The 18,473-nt window shown below is 41.6% G+C and carries 17 protein-coding genes; 3 read left to right on the forward strand and 14 right to left on the reverse strand.

The window, feature by feature from the left end:
• Positions 1-21: 21 nt before the first annotated feature.
• Entirely contained in the window at positions 22-1,431 is a 1,410-nt protein-coding gene (locus tag KDJ85_RS15715) for an MFS transporter (RefSeq protein WP_225820455.1), read from the forward strand.
• A gap of 29 nt (positions 1,432-1,460) precedes the next feature.
• Here the strand turns inward: KDJ85_RS15715 and KDJ85_RS15720 are convergent, their stop codons facing one another.
• Positions 1,461-2,960 carry an MFS transporter gene (locus tag KDJ85_RS15720; protein ID WP_225820456.1) on the reverse strand — a complete coding sequence of 500 codons (1,500 nt, stop codon included), beginning with the start codon at positions 2,958-2,960 and terminating at the stop codon, positions 1,461-1,463.
• Between the two features lie 94 nt (positions 2,961-3,054).
• Here KDJ85_RS15720 and KDJ85_RS15725 point away from each other — a divergent pair, with 94 nt between their 5' ends.
• Together KDJ85_RS15725 and KDJ85_RS15730 are read left to right on the forward strand one after the other, a co-directional pair.
• Complete coding sequence (locus KDJ85_RS15725) at positions 3,055-3,597, forward strand: TetR/AcrR family transcriptional regulator (protein ID WP_225820457.1); 543 nt, start codon at positions 3,055-3,057, stop codon at positions 3,595-3,597.
• A gap of 72 nt (positions 3,598-3,669) precedes the next feature.
• A complete protein-coding gene (locus KDJ85_RS15730; protein ID WP_225820458.1) occupies positions 3,670-4,569 on the forward strand; it encodes a hypothetical protein in 900 nt (299 codons plus the stop codon).
• Positions 4,570-4,671: 102 nt separating this feature from the next.
• Here the strand turns inward: KDJ85_RS15730 and KDJ85_RS15735 are convergent, their stop codons facing one another.
• From KDJ85_RS15735 to atpI, 13 genes are all read right to left on the reverse strand, one after another.
• Positions 4,672-5,841 (reverse strand): hypothetical protein, encoded by a 1,170-nt coding sequence (locus tag KDJ85_RS15735; RefSeq protein WP_225820459.1) that lies wholly within the window; start codon positions 5,839-5,841, stop codon positions 4,672-4,674.
• Between the two features lie 162 nt (positions 5,842-6,003).
• Positions 6,004-7,302, reverse strand: coding sequence for an SLC13 family permease (locus KDJ85_RS15740; protein WP_225820460.1), 1,299 nt, complete (start codon positions 7,300-7,302; stop codon positions 6,004-6,006).
• Positions 7,303-7,573: 271 nt separating this feature from the next.
• Positions 7,574-9,406, reverse strand: coding sequence for a glutamine--fructose-6-phosphate transaminase (isomerizing) (glmS, locus tag KDJ85_RS15745; protein WP_225820461.1), 1,833 nt, complete (start codon positions 9,404-9,406; stop codon positions 7,574-7,576).
• A gap of 195 nt (positions 9,407-9,601) precedes the next feature.
• Positions 9,602-10,972, reverse strand: coding sequence for a bifunctional UDP-N-acetylglucosamine diphosphorylase/glucosamine-1-phosphate N-acetyltransferase GlmU (gene glmU, locus KDJ85_RS15750; protein WP_225820462.1), 1,371 nt, complete (start codon positions 10,970-10,972; stop codon positions 9,602-9,604).
• Between the two features lie 126 nt (positions 10,973-11,098).
• Positions 11,099-11,524: a F0F1 ATP synthase subunit epsilon gene (locus KDJ85_RS15755; RefSeq protein ID WP_042846797.1), complete on the reverse strand. Its 426-nt coding sequence runs from the start codon at positions 11,522-11,524 to the stop codon at positions 11,099-11,101.
• A 21-nt stretch (positions 11,525-11,545) separates the two neighbouring features.
• The gene (gene atpD / locus KDJ85_RS15760; protein WP_206085533.1) at positions 11,546-12,928 is read right to left on the reverse strand and encodes a F0F1 ATP synthase subunit beta; all 1,383 of its coding nucleotides are present in this window, start codon (positions 12,926-12,928) and stop codon (positions 11,546-11,548) included.
• Between the two features lie 34 nt (positions 12,929-12,962).
• Positions 12,963-13,826, reverse strand: a complete 864-nt coding sequence (gene atpG / locus KDJ85_RS15765) for a F0F1 ATP synthase subunit gamma (protein ID WP_004906741.1) — start codon at positions 13,824-13,826, stop codon at positions 12,963-12,965.
• 52 nt (positions 13,827-13,878) lie between these two features.
• Entirely contained in the window at positions 13,879-15,420 is a 1,542-nt protein-coding gene (atpA, locus tag KDJ85_RS15770) for a F0F1 ATP synthase subunit alpha (RefSeq protein WP_206085531.1), read from the reverse strand.
• 14 nt (positions 15,421-15,434) lie between these two features.
• Positions 15,435-15,968, reverse strand: coding sequence for a F0F1 ATP synthase subunit delta (gene atpH, locus KDJ85_RS15775; RefSeq protein WP_225820463.1), 534 nt, complete (start codon positions 15,966-15,968; stop codon positions 15,435-15,437).
• Between the two features lie 12 nt (positions 15,969-15,980).
• The gene (gene atpF, locus KDJ85_RS15780; RefSeq protein ID WP_004906301.1) at positions 15,981-16,451 is read right to left on the reverse strand and encodes a F0F1 ATP synthase subunit B; all 471 of its coding nucleotides are present in this window, start codon (positions 16,449-16,451) and stop codon (positions 15,981-15,983) included.
• Positions 16,452-16,495: 44 nt separating this feature from the next.
• Positions 16,496-16,735: a F0F1 ATP synthase subunit C gene (atpE, locus tag KDJ85_RS15785; protein ID WP_004093904.1), complete on the reverse strand. Its 240-nt coding sequence runs from the start codon at positions 16,733-16,735 to the stop codon at positions 16,496-16,498.
• A gap of 47 nt (positions 16,736-16,782) precedes the next feature.
• Positions 16,783-17,601 (reverse strand): F0F1 ATP synthase subunit A, encoded by an 819-nt coding sequence (gene atpB / locus KDJ85_RS15790; protein WP_042846803.1) that lies wholly within the window; start codon positions 17,599-17,601, stop codon positions 16,783-16,785.
• Positions 17,602-17,634: 33 nt separating this feature from the next.
• Positions 17,635-18,012: a F0F1 ATP synthase subunit I gene (gene atpI / locus KDJ85_RS15795; RefSeq protein WP_206085521.1), complete on the reverse strand. Its 378-nt coding sequence runs from the start codon at positions 18,010-18,012 to the stop codon at positions 17,635-17,637.
• Positions 18,013-18,473: the final 461 nt, after the last annotated feature.

Below are 18,473 nucleotides of genomic sequence, written 5' to 3' on the forward strand. Positions count from 1 at the left end.
TTCCGTCTAGCGGGTCTCTCTATGAGCAATGAAACATCGACCTTACCACAGGCTAAGTGGGCTGATTTACTCAGCGGCACCAATGCATTACTGACTATTGCCCTTACTGGGGGCGTTGCACTACATGCTATCAATATTTATATCGTCACCACAATCTTACCCAGTGTCGTTAATGATATCGGCGGCCTCGAATATTATGCATGGAATACCACCTTATTTGTAGCTACCTCGATTATTGGGTCTGCACTCTCAAGCAAAGTGCTCGACCACTTTGGGCCAAAGTTGGCGTATTTAATCGCCCTCACCCTCTTTTCACTAGGATCCATTTGGTGTGCGGCTTCCCCATCAATGTTAATTTTACTGGGAGGACGTGCATTACAAGGACTCGGCGGGGGTATTTTATTTGCACTCAGTTATGCCCTGATCCGCATCGTCTTTACCGAAAACTTATGGTCTCGAGCCATGGGGGTAGTCTCTGGAATGTGGGGGATTGCGACATTATGCGGCCCTGCCATTGGAGGTATTTTCGCACAAGGCGGCCACTGGCGATGGGCATTTTGGGCACTACTCCCTGTAGCTGTGTTTCTTGCTATTATCGTCATGAACCAATTACCGAAAAAACAAGCTCAAACGCCACAAAAACATAAAATACCCTTCTTGGCGATTTCATTATTAGTCAATTCAGTGCTGGCAATTTCCATTGGTAGCCTATCTGACAAGCTATTGATAAATCTTATCGGTTTAGTTGTTGGTATTAGCACCCTAATTACAATGGCACGTTTAGACGGTAAAAATGGAAAGCGACTGTTACCGACAGGCGCTTATTCGCTGAAAAATCCACTTGGTGTCATTTTCTTAACCATGTGTTTACTCGTTGGCGGTATGACAACTGAAATTTATGTGCCTTATTTCTTACAAACGATCCATCACTTTTCACCATTAACCGCTGGGTATTTAACGGCAATCATGGCAGCAGGGTGGACGGTTGGCGCATTATTTAGCGCCAATAAAACAGGAAAAATTGTATTAAAAATTATCAGAACAGGTCCTGTCATCATATCTATTTCCCTCATTATTCTCGCTGTTTTAACCCATAATCAGCAACTTATTGAATCATTACCGCTATTTATTGTGTATTTAGTCGCAATGGCGGGTGTGGGGCTCGGGATTGGTGTGTGTTGGCCTCACCTAGTTCTGCGCGTTTTCAATGCCGCACCAGAAGGTGAAGAAAATTTAGCCTCTTCATCCATCATTACAATCCAGTTGTATGCAACTGCCCTTTCTGCTGCTTTGGTTGGTGTGGTCGTGAACAATAGCGGGTTAATGAGCCCTGGAGGAATTGTGGGCGCACAGCAAGCGTCAATTTGGTTATTTTCCCTCTTCGCGCTTAGCCCTTTGCTAGCTATCTTCTTGATCCGAAAAGTGAAGTAAAAAGAAGGGAGCTTATTGCTCCCTCTTTACTAATAGGCTGATGACGCCTTTTTTGACCGCAAGAATGCAGGCAAAACGATAATACTAATTAGCAAAACAAATATTGTTGCCACCATGACCGCTAAAAACGCATGATCAAAGGCAATATTTGCCTGATTAACCAATAAGTTGGCTGTTTTTTGTGGTAACTTCTCCGCAACAAGTAAAGCCTCATCAATACTGTCATACACTTTATCACTAACCGCTACACCTTCGGGCAAAGAGAGCTTTAACGTATAAATCGCGCTCATCAGCCCGCCCATAAATGTCACGCCAAGCACACTACCTATTTCGTAAGCAACCTCTTCAATTGAAGCTGCCATACCTGCTTTTTCATCAGGTGCGTTTAACATCACCGTGGTCGAAGCCGTCGTAAAAATAGCGCCCAAACCAAAACCAATCAAAAAGAGGAATGAAAGTAACAGAATACCTGTTGAGGTTTGGTACACCATCGTTAAACCGACAACACCCGCTAATGTACATATAAAACCAAACAGGGTCAGTTTTACTTCACCAAATTTATGCAGATACATGCCCGCCAATGGCGCTGCTATCACAGAAGCCAATGGAATAGGGATGATATACAACGCCGCGACAAATGGGCTATAACCTAATACGAGCTGTAAGCGCTGGCTAAGCAATAATTCAACACCTACGATAACCACGATAGATAAAATTGCCATCATGATACCCGCGCTAAACTTAGGGTTTTTCAATAAAGCAAAATCAATCATTGGCGATTCAGACGCCATCTGCCGGCGTTTGAATACCACCAAAAAGAAAACCCCAATCCCCCCTGCAACCACTACATTCATCCAATCAATATAAGGTTTGCCAAGCTCTTTTAATGCATAAATTGAACTAATTAAGCCAACCAGCACTAAAACAGAACCTAAAATATCGATTTTTTTATCACTTTGCCCACCACACTGCGGGATCAAGAAATAGGCAAAAGGGATAACCAGTAACACAACGGGAACATTAATCAGGAAAACAGACCCCCACCAAAAATGATTAAGCAATATTCCGCCAATTAAAGGGCCGATTGCCGCGCCTCCTGATGCCACAGCAGACCATATACCAATCGCCAGCGCCCTTTCTTTTGGATCTAAAAAAACATGTCTTACAATGGCAAGTGTGGCAGGCATACTCACTGCAGCACCAATAGCAAGAAAACCACGTGATAAAATTAAGCTCATTGCTGTCGGTGAAAATGCCGCACACAAAGAAGCAATACCAAATAATGGTAGCCCCAATAAAAACATTCTTTTATGGCCGACTTTATCACTCAACATCCCCGCAGCAGGCAATAACCCAGCAACCACCAGCGGGTAAGCATTCATAATCCACAGTTTTTCGGATGATGTCGCCCCTAAATCGTGCGTCAATTTGGGTAATGCGGTATAAAGCACCGTGACATCAATAACGATAAGAAACAACACACTTGAAACTAACAGAAGCACTATCCAGCGCTTGTAATCGGTTAACATAACATTCTCTCAATGAGTTTATTTGATCATCATTTATTGGTGATCGTGCTATAATATAAATCCATACGTACGTATTGAAAAGAGGTTTTCCTAAATGGGACGTCAACGAACTATCGACAGAGAAAAGCTACTTGATGCTGCTGAAGATATTGTTATTCATCAAGGTGCTGCGTCTCTGACGATCGATGCAGTTGCGAAAGCGATGGGCATCTCCAAAGGGGGCGTTCAATACTGTTTTGGCAATAAAGATGCTTTAATCGACGCCATGTTTGAGCGATGGGGGCAGTCTTATGATGAAATTTTTAATCAAGCGATAGAGCGAGATAACTCCCCAGAAGGGCAAGTTTTGGCACACATGCAAGCTACCCACCAGCACGATAAAATCGCCATGGCAAAAGGCGCGTCATTAATGGCATCACTACTACAAACGCCTGAATACCTCGAAAGCACCCGTATTTGGTATCGGGAACGCATTGAAAACCTCGACACATCAACAGAAAAAGGTAAATTAGCTCGCATGGTATTTCTGGCTACGGAAGGGGCTTTTATGCTGCGTTATATGGGGTTAATGGAAATCGATGATAATGAGTGGCAATCTATATTTAGTGATCTAGAAAGTTTATTGAAAAATCATTAATAGCATCATTTTTTTAAATAAATAATATCCTAATCCAATATTATTGGATTACATACTAAAAAGGATATTATTATGAGAAAAATAATTACCCCTGCGATTCCAAGCCATAACTACCATTATCAACCTCATAGAACGAATAAAAATTTCATTTTAGATAACATAAAAAGCATAAAATCAAATAATAATGATAGGTTTAACAAACCTAACTGTAAAAAAGAATATAAATTCAATGTTGATATCCCCTATCTTGCATCAAAAGAAAAAAAATCCACGCCCATAGTAGAAAAACAAAAATCAGTACTCCCAGTAAGTAGAACCAAACTTGAAGATATCAAAACTATCGACTCTTTCGTTAGAAGAATAAAAGAAGAAAATGTTTGTTATATAGCAAAAGATAATAGAGGCGATATTCATCAAGGTTTCCTAAATACAGTAACTAAGGGAAAACCCACAGCGTTATACCTTGATAGTACCAATTGTTTAGGTCATGGTGCTTATGGAACAGCCTATCGAGTTGGAAATTTTGTGATTAAAGTTCCTTTTTATGATGCCTATAAAATAAATCCCCATAGCGATGTAAACCGCTGCTCCTCGCTACTTAATAAATTAAACAGAAATGCTAGCTTTTCAAGGGCAATAACGCTGAGTAATGGAAAAGATGTTTTGATTTCAAGATATATTTCTGGAAAAAATATTAACGATAATGCTGCTTATGACTTTGTTAAGCAAAAAGGTTATATCATTTTTGATTATAATTCCAATGGCAATGTTAAAGTGGATGATAATGGGAAAAAATATGTAATTGATGCCGACCTTATAGCGCAGCCTACTGAATTAAAACGTTATCCCTCACTAGGGACACTAAATATACGTAAAATCTATAAAAATAGATTTATTAAAAACCCACTTGGCGCTAACGAAAAAAAACCACTCTATTATTCTGAAATAGAAAACCTTTTACCTAATAAGTAAGATTATTTTTCTGGTATTCTCGATGAGAATACCAGTTTACTTTGGTGAATGAGCTATCAAAACCAATAACAGACTCATCATTTAAAAATATGCACTTTAATGCTACTTAATGAGCCGAAAAATACCTCTTTCATCCTCAATTATAATTTGATTCAATGGCTTATGAATACCACCATCATCGGTATGCAAAATAAATACAAATAAAATCTGACAAAGTACTGATTGAGGATAATCTCTTGGTCGATATTTTGAATATATCTGCCACCCATTTGCAAGGTATCTCTCATACATTCTTTTCATTGCATCGACAACAGAATTAGCCGCTTGCCCCTTATTGATTTTATTCGATTTTTTTTGGTGATAGATAAAAGCATCAGTAACCGTCTTAGTGATAATATGGAACACCTGCCCAACAGATACGTTTTCGAGTAAATTAGTAATATTTTTCGTTGTTTTTTCACCAATTTGAAAAGAAGTAAAACCATATTCAGACATTTCATGGTTAAGATAAAAAAAACACTCAAATAAATTATTTTCTTTACATAATGAGATTAATACATCTTTATTTTCATTGAGGAAATGAATGTTTGATAATTTATCTTCTAGTAAATCAATTATAGCTGATAAGTTATCTGTTTCTGAAATAATAACCTCCCAGCACATCGATATTATATTAAAACTAATAGCATCTTCACTCGCCTTTAACAGTTCTAAATTAGTTACCGAGCTAATAGCCAGCACACCTTCAGTATAGAGTTTTTCGATAACATGCTTGTCAAATTCGTAACTCGGCGTCAGTTTTTTACACTTCTGACTTTCAAGGCTTTCTAAATACATTAGGTTTTCATCTGCACTATGGCGTATCAGCGCAAGTAAATAAACACAGTTTTCAAATGAGATATCGTTGATACTTATTGCTTTTTCTTTTTTAAAAAGCATCATTAACTCAATATACTCTACCTTTTCTAACCGCTCTTTTTCATTTTCAACATGAATACAATCAATACATATATGTTCTAAATTACTTAAATGACTAAAATGGCTTCTATCTTTTAATGGTTCCATTTCGCCACAGGAAACACATTGTAATTTTAAACAATAAGCTTTACAGCTTTTAGCAACTATTTCTTTTATTTCTTTCGTTTTTAACTGTGTTTTTTCTTCTAATTTAAGCATTGAATATGAAAAACGACCATTTTCATTAACTTGCCAATATAATTGGCAAAAATATTCATATTCTTTATTAATTACATCAATAAATATAATTTCCATATTTTATTTCCTTGTTTTTTTATGATTTTATATTAAAAAAAACAAAAAATAGAAACTATATTTTTAGATAATAAAAAAGGTTCATTACGATAAAATAATGAACCTTTGACTAACGCAATATGGTAAGACAACCGTTGAAAAAATTTCCTCTTTTGATAAAAACTAAGAGGGGATCACTCCCAGCAATCTAAACCAAAAATAATCCAGAGGAACTAGCAAGAGAAAAGTCAGTATAAATAATACAATACATAATCTAACACCATCCATTAATGGTACTTTGCCCATCCCCATAGCCACAACTATTGGTGATGCCTGATAAGGCAATAATGGTGTTGAATAACCAATAACCTGTACCATCAGCACAGCAACCATGGGTAATCCAGTTGCACTGGAGAGAGATTCAGCCAACGGCGTATATAATGCTGGAACACCATTAGCCGTTACGACAAAGTTTAACCCACTGGTCAACCCAACTAAGCTACCAAAATCCATAAATGGGCTATTAGGATCCAATGGCAATAATTTTTGAAGGTAAGTGCCAACAACCATTCCGACATTAGAATAACTCACTAATGTTGCTAGGCTTAAAATCCCCGCAACATAAATACAGGTGCGAATATTTACCGCTTGAACAAATTCATCATTGGTCACAAAACCCACTTTCGGTAGCAAACATAAACACGCCGCTACTAAACCAACCCATGCAGGAGAAATACCATGAGTGGTATCTGTTATCCAAAAAAGTAAGGTTATTGCCAAAAGAATGCCTAATTTTTTCTCATTACGGCTCATCGGCGGTAATTTTTTTTGTTCAGCCATCGGCTGCAATTTGGCCGGAAATAGAAAATAGATACTCAGAACAACTAAAAGACCTTTGATTAGCCCCAAAATAGGCATATGGAGAAATAGGTAATTTAAATAAGACAGCTTTATCCCATAGGTAGTTTCTATTGCACCAGCCATCACTAAATTCGGTACGTTGGCAGGTAATATCGTGGCTGAAAGTTGGAATGTACCAAATCCAACTGCCAGTGCTAACCCTATACGGCCTCGGCTACCACTTTCTAATCTGACTTTATCGGCTATCGCCATCACAATCGGCATCAATAGTGCAATCCGCCCCATGTTCGATGGCATGATAAAAGCCAACCCATAAGCGAGGAGTACCACACCTGTAATCAGCTTTAACCATGAACTCGTAAAACGCCCTGAAATATGTTGAGCAATACGCTCTGCTAGCCCAACTTTATTAATCGCAAAGCCGAGGATAAAACCACTTAACACAAGCCAAAAAGCTTCTGAAGTGAATCCAGAGAAAATCACATTAGTCGGGGCTAAATGTAAACATGCTGCTGCGGCTAAAAACAGTAATGCCACCAAGTATTCAGGGAGTTTCCCTGTTGCCCAAAACCCAATTGTAATTGCGATAACAACCGCACTCAGCCATTCTATCTCTTCCATCCACGTCGCCTTCTATTGGTTTTTATTATTGTTCAAAAAGATGATTTGATACGCCCTCAATTTTATTTTTTAATCCATCAAAAATAAAATATGCAGACCAATGAAATAACAACAGCAAATGACGAGTTTATGAAAGTTTTTAATACGTTAGAGTCGGAGAAGAACTCGTCATTTCTAAAAAAACGAAAATTACGACTTATATTGAAAAAAAGCCGGTATAACCTAATTAATTATAGTTATACCGGCTGTAATCTAAATCAGTTGATACTAATTACTCAACCGTCACTGATTTCGCTAGGTTACGTGGTTGGTCAACGTCTGTTCCTTTAATTAATGCAACATGGTAAGACAACAGTTGCAGTGGAACAGTGTAGAAAATCGGTGCGATCAATTCTTCAACATGTGGCAGCGAAACAATTTTCATGTTTTCACTTGCGACAAAACCAGCGTCTTGGTCAGCAAACACATACAGCAGACCGCCACGAGCACGTACTTCTTCAATATTGGATTTCAGTTTTTCCAATAATTCATTGTTAGGTGCGATGATGATAACTGGCATATCGGCGTCAATTAACGCTAATGGGCCGTGTTTTAATTCACCCGCGGCATAAGCTTCAGCGTGGATGTACGAAATCTCTTTTAATTTCAATGCCCCTTCAACTGCGATAGGGAATTGATCGCCACGGCCTAAGAACAAGGCATGGTGCTTGTCAGAGAAATCCTCGGCTAATGCTTCGATGACTTTATCTTGTGATAGCATGCTTTCAATACGTGCAGGAAGCGCATGTAATGCATGAGAAATACTTTCTTCTAACTCAGGGTTTGCGCCTTTTAAACGGCCCATATACGCCACTAACATCAGTAGAACAGTTAATTGGGTAGTGAACGCTTTGGTTGATGCCACACCAATTTCTGCGCCTGCTTTTGTCATCAGTGCAAATTCAGACTCACGCACCAATGAAGAACCCGCGACGTTACAAACAGCTAACGAGGTCAAGTAGCCTAACTCTTTTGATAAACGCAGCGCAGCCAATGTATCCGCTGTTTCTCCTGATTGAGAAAGGGTAATCATCAAGCTATTTTTGCGATGCGCTGGGTTACGATAGCGATACTCTGAAGCAATTTCCACGTCACATGGAATGCCCGCTAAGGATTCAAACCAGTAACGTGCAACCATCCCTGCGTTGTAAGAAGTTCCACAAGCAACGATTTGGATATGCTCAACTTGGGAAAGAATTTCGTTCGCTTTCGGCCCTAACTCACTTAAATCGATACCATTGTCTTTATCAAAACGCCCTTCAAGGGTATTTTTAATGGCCATCGGCTGTTCGTAAATTTCTTTTTGCATGTAATGGCGATACACGCCTTTATCGCCTGCATCATATTGAACATTCGATTCAATTTGTTCGCGCTCAACTGGCGCACCGCTGTTATCAAAAATACGCACAGTACGGCGAGTAACTTCAGCCACATCCCCTTCTTCAAGGTAGATGAAACGGCGAGTCACGGGTAACAATGCCAGTTGGTCAGATGCTAAGAAGTTTTCGCCCACCCCCAGACCGATAACCAATGGGCTACCAGAGCGTGCAGCGACTAATAATTCAGGAATACGGCTATCCATAATCACGGTGCCATAAGCGCCGCGCAACTGAGGGATAACACGTTGAACTACTTCCACCAGCGTGCCACCTTTTTGTTGTTCATGGTGAACAAGGTGCGCAATCACTTCAGTGTCAGTTTCTGAACTGAAAACATAACCAAGTTTTTTCAGTTCTTCTTTCAATTCTAAATAATTTTCGATAATGCCATTATGAACAACAGCAATATAACCAGACGTATGCGGATGCGCATTACGTTCACTTGGAATACCATGTGTCGCCCAACGGGTATGTGCAATTCCCGTTCCGCCAGATACTGGGGTTTTCTCTGCTTCTTCCGCCAGCATTTGTACTTTGCCCACTTCACGTAAGCGTTGTAAATGACCTTCGTGGTCAACGACAGCCATACCCGCTGAGTCATAACCACGATATTCAAGACGACGAAGACCTTCTAACAGAATTTCTGCGATATCACGTTGTGCAACAGCACCTACAATTCCACACATATTTTATTGATTCCTAGACAAAAGGTTCCTTTCTTTAGAAACCTTCATTTGTCGTAACCTAATTGCTTTTCAGCTTTCGCTGTTCCCCAGCCTTGTAGAAAATGGGGAGATATTTTTATGCCACCTTAGGTAGCTATTTTATAATTTACTGCTTTTTATATTCAAAGGGGCAATCGGCCCCTTATCAAAATTCACTTATTTTTTCTTTACTGGACGCTGCCAGTTTTTAATGTGCATTTGCTTAACGCGGCTAACCACTAATTCGTCTTCGTTGACATCACGAGTGACTGTCGTGCCAGCACCGATGGTGGCGCCTTTTGCTACAGAAACAGGCGCAACTAATTGAGTATCAGAGCCGACAAACACATCATCACCAATAATGGTTTTATGTTTATTCGCGCCATCATAGTTACAAGTGATGGTTCCTGCGCCGATATTCACGTTATCACCAATTTGCGCATCGCCAAGGTAACTTAAATGCCCCGCTTTTGAGCCTAAACCTAAAGTGGCATTCTTCATTTCAACGAAATTACCCACATGCGCTTTAGCCGCTAATTTAGCACCTGGGCGCAAACGAGCAAAAGGACCAACCGTACATTCTGATGATAATTCAGAGTTTTCTATGACTGAATATGGGCTAATAATTGAGTTATCACCAATAACGCAGTCCCTTAAAATACAACCAGACTGAATTTGTACATTGTTACCGAGCGTCACATTCCCTTCGATAATGACATTGGTATCGATAATAATGTCACGCCCATGGGTCAGTGTGCCGCGTATATCAAAACGCTCAGGGTCGATTAGCATCACCCCCGCAAGTAGCAATTTTTCTGCTTGTTCTTTCTGGTAAACACGCTCAAGTGCGGCCAGTTGCAGACGGTTATTAACCCCTTCCATTTCACTTAAACGGCTTGGGTGAACAGTCGCCACTTTATTACCTTCTTTATGAGCAAGAGCAATAATATCCGTGATGTAGTATTCGCCTTGCGCATTATCGTTGTTCAATTGAGCCAACCAACGTTTGAAATCTTTACCGCTTGCAACCATGATCCCAGTATTAATCTCTTGGATTTTACGTTGCTCTTCAGTCGCATCTTTTTGCTCAATAATACCGACAACTTCATTATTTTCACGGATGATACGCCCGTAACCCGTTGGGTTATCTAAAATCACGGTCAGTAAGCCAATGCCGCCTTGGGGCTTAACTTCAATCAGGCGATCTAACGTGTCTTTCGCAATCAAAGGCACATCGCCATACAGCATGACCACATCTTCATCATCTTGGAAACTTGGTGCCGCCTGTTGCATTGCATGCCCAGTACCGAGCTGTTCTGCTTGCAGAACCCAATTTAAATTCTGCTCACCCAGTTTTTCTTTCAGTAAATCACCGCCATGCCCATATACCAGATGAATATCTGATGCACCAATTGATTTTGCAGTATCAATTACGTGCTGAACCATTGGTTTGCCCGCAAGTAAATGCAAAACTTTAGGCAAATCTGAATACATCCGTGTGCCTTTACCGGCAGCTAAAATTACGACACTTTTTCTTTGCACAGTCATTTTTCCTGAAACTCCAACTTTGGGATGAAAGTAAACCTATTTCCTATCTAAAATACTACATATTTCGCTCAAATAAAAAAGCCAGTTAGGATTAACCAACTGGCTTTTTTTACTATACCGCTATCATTACATTAGCTTTTTAGTTAACTCGATGACTCGAAGTTTCGCTATTGCTTTTGCAAGTTCTGCCGATGCCTGAGCATAATCAACATCGCCGTGTGCTTTACGGACGTGTTCTTCCGCTTTGCGTTTAGACTCCACTGCACGAGCTTCGTCTAAATCTTTACCACGGATCGCTGTATCAGCGAGTACGATAACACCGTTTGGTTGAACTTCTAAAATACCGCCAGAGAGGTAAATTAGTTCTTCTTCACCAAACTGCTTGGTAATACGTACCATGCCCGGTTTTATGGCAGTCAGCAGCGGGGTATGCTGTGGATAAATCCCCAGCTCACCTTCACTACCTGTCACCTGAATTTTCTGTACTAGGCCTTCAAACATTTGTTTTTCAGCACTTACTACAGTCAGGTGGTATGTCATTGCAGCTACCATATCAACCTCCTGTCAGCTGGATTAAAGCTTTTTCGCTTTTTCCACAGCTTCTTCAATGGTACCAACCATATAGAACGCTTGTTCTGGCAGGTGGTCGTAATCACCGTTCAGGATACCGCCGAAGCCACGGATAGTGTCTTTCAGGGAAACGAACTTACCTGGTGAACCGGTAAATACTTCAGCAACGAAGAATGGTTGAGACAGGAAGCGCTGGATCTTACGAGCACGAGCAACAACCAGTTTGTCTTCTTCAGACAGTTCATCCATACCCAGAATTGCAATGATATCTTTCAGTTCTTGGTAACGTTGCAGAATAGACTGAACGCCACGTGCAACATCATAGTGCTCTTGACCAACGACGAGTGGGTCTAACTGACGGCTAGTAGAATCCAGAGGGTCAACCGCTGGGTAGATACCCAGAGATGCGATTTGACGGCTCAGAACTACCGTTGCGTCTAAGTGAGCAAAGGTTGTTGCTGGTGATGGGTCAGTCAAGTCATCCGCAGGAACGTAAACTGCTTGTACGGATGTGATAGAACCCGTTTGAGTTGAGGTTATACGTTCTTGCAGAACACCCATCTCTTCCGCCAGCGTTGGCTGATAACCTACCGCTGATGGCATACGACCTAACAGTGCTGATACTTCAGTACCTGCTAAGGTGTAACGATAAATGTTGTCAACGAACAGCAGTACGTCACGACCTTCGTCACGGAATTTTTCAGCCATAGTCAAACCAGTCAACGCAACGCGCAGACGGTTTCCTGGTGGCTCATTCATCTGGCCATAAACCAGTGATACTTTATCCAGAACGTTTGAATCGGTCATTTCATGATAGAAGTCGTTCCCTTCACGAGTACGCTCACCAACACCCGCGAACACAGAGTAACCTGAGTGCTCAATCGCGATGTTACGGATCAGTTCCATCATGTTTACTGTTTTACCAACACCCGCACCACCGAACAGACCAACTTTACCACCTTTCGCGAACGGACAGATTAAGTCCATTACTTTGATACCGGTTTCCAGCAGTTCTGTTGAGTTAGCTAACTCTTCGTAGCTTGGTGCAGCACGGTGAATTGACCAGCGCTCTTCTTCGCCGATATCACCTTTCATATCAATAGGCTGACCCAGAACGTTCATGATACGTCCTAAGGTTGCTTTACCTACTGGTACTTCGATTGGGTGCTCTAAGTTTACTACTTGTAAACCACGGCTCAGGCCATCAGATGTCCCCATTGCGATACAACGGACAACACCACCGCCTAACTGTTGTTGAACTTCCAACACCAGTTTTTCTTTACCGTTAACAACCTCAAGAGCGTCGTACACTTTTGGTACGTCATCTTGAGGGAACTCGACGTCCACAACGGCGCCGATTACCTGGATAATCTTTCCAGTAGCCATCTTGAATCCTCTACGTAATTCGTAAACCTAGCTGTTAAACCGCGGAAGCACCCGAAACGATTTCGGTAAGCTCCTGAGTAATGCTGGCCTGACGAGCTTTGTTGTAAACCAACTGCAACTCTTTGATCAGGTTTCCACCATTATCAGTAGCGGCTTTCATCGCTACCATTCGTGCGGCCTGCTCACTAGCCAGGTTTTCAACGACGCCCTGATAAACCTGCGACTCGATATAACGACGTAGCAGGGTATCCAGCAACGCCTTAGGATCGGGTTCGTATATATAATCCCAAGACTTCTTCTTCAATGTTTCGTCATTGCTTGCAGGCAATGGCAGTAATTGAAGAATAGTTGGCTCCTGAGACATTGTATTGATGAACTTGTTAGTCACCACATACAGTTTATCCAAACGCCCTTCATCATAGGCTTGTAGCATAGTGTTAACTGGACCAATCAAATCCGAAAGCGTTGGGTTATCCCCCATTCCGGTGACTTGTGTTACGACGTTACCGCCCACAGAACCGAAGAATGAAACCGCTTTAGAACCGATTAAAGCCAAATCAACCTGAACGTTTTTCTCAGACCATGACTTCATGTCCGCAAGTAGTTTTTTGAACAAGTTAATGTTCAAGCCACCACACAGACCGCGGTCTGTTGAAACAACCAGATACCCGACACGCTTAACTTCACGCTCTTCGAGATATGGGTGTTTATATTCCAGATTACCTAACGCTAGGTGACCAATCACACTGCGCATGGTTTCTGCATAAGGACGGCTGGCCGCCATGCGTTCCTGCGTTTTACGCATTTTGGACGCAGCGACCATTTCCATCGCTTTAGTGATCTTTTGTGTATTTTGTACACTTCCGATCTTGGAACGTATCTCTTTTGCGCCGGCCATTTCTGCTTCTCCTTATTAACCAGACGGCCCTAAAAATTCGGGCCGAATAGTATTACCAGGACTGAGTTGCTTTAAATGATTCGAGCAGTTTTTTCAACTTGCCTTCGATATCATCGTTATAGCTACCAGCCGGGCCAATTTCGTTCATAAGGTCAGCATGCTCGCGCTGTGCAAAAGAAACTAAAGCAGCTTCAAACGCACCAATTTTCGCTAACTCAACATCATCCAAGAATCCACGTTCTGCCGCGAACAGAGACAGTGCCTGCTCTGCTACTGACATTGGTGCATACTGTTTCTGTTTCAGCAGTTCAGTAACTTTTTGACCATGACTTAACTGTTTACGAGTCGCGTCATCGAGGTCGGAAGCAAACTGAGCAAACGCTGCAAGTTCACGATACTGAGCAAGTGCAGTACGGATACCACCAGACAGTTTCTTAATGATTTTAGTCTGAGCAGCACCACCAACACGAGATACTGAAATACCTGGGTTAACCGCTGGACGAATACCAGAGTTAAACAGGTTAGATTCCAGGAAGATCTGACCATCTGTAATCGAAATTACGTTTGTCGGTACGAATGCAGAAACGTCACCAGCTTGGGTTTCAATGATAGGCAGAGCCGTCAGTGAACCTGTTTGACCTTTAACTTCACCTTTCGTAAAGTTTTCTACGTATTCAGCGTTAACGCGAGCAGCACGCTCAAGTAAACGTGAGTGCAGATAGAAAACATCACCTGGGTAAGCTTCACGTCCTGGTGGACGACGTAACAACAGTGAAATTTGACGGTATGCAACAGCCTGTTTAGACAGGTCATCGTATACGATCAGTGCATCTTCACCGCGGTCACGGAAATATTCGCCCATCGCGCAACCAGCATATGGTGCTAAGTATTGCAGAGCAGCTGATTCAGATGCTGTAGCAACAACAACGATAGTGTTTTGCAGTGCGCCGTGCTCTTCCAGTTTACGAACTACGTTAGAAACAGTAGACGCTTTCTGGCCGATAGCCACGTACACACATTTGATACCTGAGTCGCGTTGGTTGATGATTGCATCGATTGCCAAAGCAGTTTTACCTGTTTGACGGTCACCGATGACAAGCTCACGCTGACCACGACCAATTGGAATCATCGCATCGACTGATTTATAACCAGTCTGTACAGGTTGATCAACGGATTGACGATCGATAACGCCTGGTGCAATAACTTCTACAGGTGAGAAGCCATCGTTATCAACAGGACCTTTACCATCAATTGGTTGACCCAGTGTATTCACAACACGTCCTAACAGGCCACGGCCTACTGGAACTTCAAGAATACGACCAGTACATTTAACTTTCATGCCTTCTGCCAAGTCGGCATAAGGACCCATGACGACCGCACCAACAGAGTCACGCTCTAAGTTCAATGCGATAGCGTAACGGTTGCCAGGCAGTGCGATCATCTCACCCTGCATGACTTCGGCTAAACCGTGAATACGAATGATACCGTCGTTAACGGATACAATCGTACCTTCATTGTGAGCTTCACTCACAACATCGAACTGAGCAATACGCTGTTTGATCAGTTCGCTGATTTCGGTGGAATTCAGTTGCATATGCTCCAGTCCCCTTAAGACTGCAAGACGTCAGTTAAACGCTCTAAGCGACCGCGGATACTCCCGTCAATGACAAGGTCTCCAGCACGAATGATCACTCCAGCAATAACAGACTTATCAATTTTGCAATTCAGCTTAACTTTGCGTGACAGACGTTTTTCCATCGCTGCAGAAATTTTAGCTGACTGCTGTTCACTCAGTTCGTTAGCAGAAATAACATCAACCTCAATGGTTGACTCCAGAGCATCACGCAATTGAATAAATTGGGTTAATACTTCTGGCAGCGTCGTTAAACGCCCGTTGTCTGCCATAACACGAATCAGATTCTGAACATGCTCGTCAATTTCATCTCCACAAACAGAGATAAACGTTTTAGCTAATGTTTCTGGTGCAATAGAACCAGAAAGCAGCTCACCAACCTGTTCGTTGCGCGTCACCAGTGAGGTGAAGGCCAGCATATTCTGCCATTTTTCGACAACTTGGTTTTCCACAGCAAAGTCAAAAGCTGCTTTGGCGTAGGGGCGAGCTACAGTAGCGATTTCAGACATGCCCCTCCCTCCTTACAGTTCAGCGACTAGTTTATCAACGATGTCGCTGTTAGCAGCTTCATCCACGGAACGTTCGATGATCTTCTCGGCACCTGCGATAGCAAGCATCGCAACCTGTTTACGTAACTCTTCACGTGCACGTTTACGCTCAGCATCAATTTCAGCTTGCGCTTGTGCGACGATTTTTGCACGTTCTGCTTCTGCTTCTGCTTTTGCTTCATCAATCATTTGAACACGCTGTTTGTTCGCTTGTTCAATGATGACTTGAGCTTCAGCTTTCGCTTTTTTCAGTCGGTCGGTTGCGTCGGTTTGCGCCAGTTCCAGGTTCTTTTTAGCACGTTCTGCAGAAGACAAGCCGTCAGCAATTTCTTTTTGACGTTTTTCAATGGCCGCCATAATCGGTGGCCATACATACTTCATACAGAACCAAACAAACAGGACAAACGCGATAGCCTGGCCGAGGATTGTTGCATTTAGATTCACAGACAATACCTCTTATTCATTAGTGAATTAATGTTCTACGTTAATTAGGCAACAGCGAACATTACATACAAGCCCAGACCAACAGCAATCATCGGAATAGCATCGACCAGACCCATTACGATAAAGAACTGTGTACGCAGCAGAGGAATTAAATCTGGCTGACGAGCAGCACCTTCTAAAAATTTACCACCTAGGATGCCGATACCGATCGCAGCACCGATCGCCGCTAAGCCCATCATCACAGCGGCAGCCATGTACAGCAGATCCATACTCAGGTTTTCCATGACAGTCTCCAGTTTGTTTCAGTTAATACAATTATTGATTAATAAAATTAGTGCTCTTCAGATGCCATCGACAGATAGACAACAGTCAGAACCATAAAAATAAAGGCTTGTAGCGTAATAATCAGTATGTGGAAGATAGCCCAAGGTAGGCTTAACAACCACTGTGACCACCACGGAAGCAGAGCCGCGATAAGAATAAAGATCAATTCACCTGCATACATGTTACCAAACAGTCGCAGACCGAGTGATACAGGTTTTGACAGCAGGCTTACCCCTTCAAGAATCAAGTTGACTGGAATGAAGACAGGATGATTAAAAGGCTGCATTGTGAGCTCTTTAGTAAATCCGCCAATTCCTTTCATCTTGATACTGTAAAAGAGGATTAGGATAAACACACCAATAGCCATCGATAGAGTGACACTAACATCTGCGGTTGGTACTGCACGTAGTGCAGGTAACCCGAGATAATGCTCAGCAATATACGGAAGGAAATCAATTGGGAGTAAATCCATCAGGTTCATTAAGAATACCCAGACGAACACCGTTAATGCTAAAGGAGCAATAACTTTGCTCTTACCGTGATACATATCACGGACTGAGTTATCAACGAAACCAATGATCAGTTCTATTGCAGTCTGTAACTTACCGGGTACGCCACTAGTCGCATTGGCTGCAACTCTTCTAAATAGCCACAGGAACAGAGCCCCGAGAACTACTGAGAAAAAAAGCGAGTCAATGTTCAACGTCCAAAATGTTGGACTAGCGTGGGGATCGACCAACTTAAAGGTACTCAGGTCCAACTGAAGGTTTCTCAGATGGTGGCCTATGTAATCCTCTGTAGTCATCACTTCTCCTGATGCAGACATGATGCCTCTTACCCTTTTGTAGTTTAAAAATACTTACCGTTTAAAAACGGCTGGTGCAACAATCTGAACAATTAGCACCGCTAAATAGGTCAAACCCAGTGGTGTTAATGACGCTTTGAACACACCGAAAGCAACAACTAAAACAACGATAGTTGTAACAACCTTTAGCCCTGCTCCTAATGCTAAGAACCAGGCAATGCGGACAGGTTCATCCTCTTCTTTTGCTTTCTGAAATTGTGCTAGCAGCATAAATACGATATTTGGTAACCAGCATGCTAACCCACCAGCAAGAGCAGAGGCCCCCCATTCTATACTATTTGCACAGAAAGCCCCACTGAGGATCACTAAAGTTATAAACTGAACAGACAACTGCTTTACAGCATGCTTGTTGTCATAAAGGGATACAGACATAACTTTTTGTATACTCCCAGCTCTTCTCAGCCTCAGAAACGCTAAGTGTTGTATAAAACTGCCTTTGCGTAAATGTGTCAAGAGACAAAAACGTGCAAATTATACGGGCAGGCGAAATGAATTCAATCAGTAAGTAGCGAAAAGGTGAATAAATATTTAATTTTTTCGAGATAGCGCAGAATTGTCGCTGTAATAATTAATAAATAGTTAATGAATTGCTACATTCATTCACTTAATTGTGACATTAATCACATTTAGATTTATTCGCTTTATTTATTACTTCAACTTTCTTCACAAAAAAAATTAGATTTAATCTGTAAATCAAATAATTAAGAAATACATTTTTTAAGCTAAATAATGAATCTATAAATCAAATATTTCACTGTTAACTATTTTATTAGCTAAATCGATTAAGTTAAAATAGGCATTTACATTCACTTTTTCCGTTCAACGTATTATTT

The sequence above is a fragment of the Providencia vermicola genome (assembly GCF_020381325.1).
In the GTDB taxonomy this organism is placed as follows: domain Bacteria; phylum Pseudomonadota; class Gammaproteobacteria; order Enterobacterales; family Enterobacteriaceae; genus Providencia; species Providencia vermicola.